We start from the raw sequence: 780 nt of genomic DNA on the forward strand, positions 1-780 counted from the left end.
ATCTACGCCCTGGCCAGCCTGAAGAACGTGCAGTTCGTCGGCCTCGATAATTACCTCACCGTGCTGCGCATGGGCCTGTTCTGGAAGGCGCTGGGCAACACGCTGTACTTCGTCGTGGTCGGCGTGCCGCTGTCCATCGGCGTGGCACTGGGCGCGGCGCTGCTGGTGCATTCGCGACTGGCGCGCTGGAAGGGCTTTTTCCGCACCGCCCTGTTCACCCCGGTGGTAGCCAACATCATCGCCGTGGCGGTGATCTGGAAGTACCTGTTCCCGCCACACTACGGCGTCGTGAATTACGTGCTGGGCTGGTTCGGCGTGCAGCCCGTCGCCTGGTTGGGCAATCCGCACATGGCCATGCCGACGATCATTTTCTTCGCGCTGTGGAAGAACTTCGGTTACGCCATGGTCATCGTGCTGGCGGGGCTGCAGGCGATCCCCGGCGGGCTCTACGAGGCCGCACGCCTGGGCGGCGCCAGCACCTGGCAGCAAGTGCGCCATGTCACCCCGCCCATGCTCGGGCCGACGCTGATGACGGTCGGCCTGCTGACCATGGTGGGGTATTTCCAGCTGTTCGCCGAGCCCTACGTGATGACCGAGGGCGGGCCGCTGCAAAGCACGCTGCCGGTGCTGTACCTGATGTACAACAAGGGCTTCGACTGGTGGAACCTGGGCCTGGCCTCGGACATCGACTTCACGCTGTTCGTATTCACGCTGGCGGCCACGTTCCTGCTGGTACGCGTGGGCCGCCGCAAGGGTTGGGTATGAAGTCCTCGCGCGCTG

General features: G+C 64.9%; 1 protein-coding gene. It reads left to right on the forward strand.

The features are described 5' to 3' along the window. Positions 1-765: sugar ABC transporter permease (locus CEK66_RS20285; protein ID WP_152238078.1), on the forward strand; the 765-nt coding region annotated here is incomplete at its 5' end. Between the last annotated feature and the right edge of the window lie 15 nt (positions 766-780).

The organism is Xanthomonas sp. LMG 12460 (genome assembly GCF_009192895.1).
Lineage (GTDB): Bacteria > Pseudomonadota > Gammaproteobacteria > Xanthomonadales > Xanthomonadaceae > Xanthomonas_A > Xanthomonas_A sontii.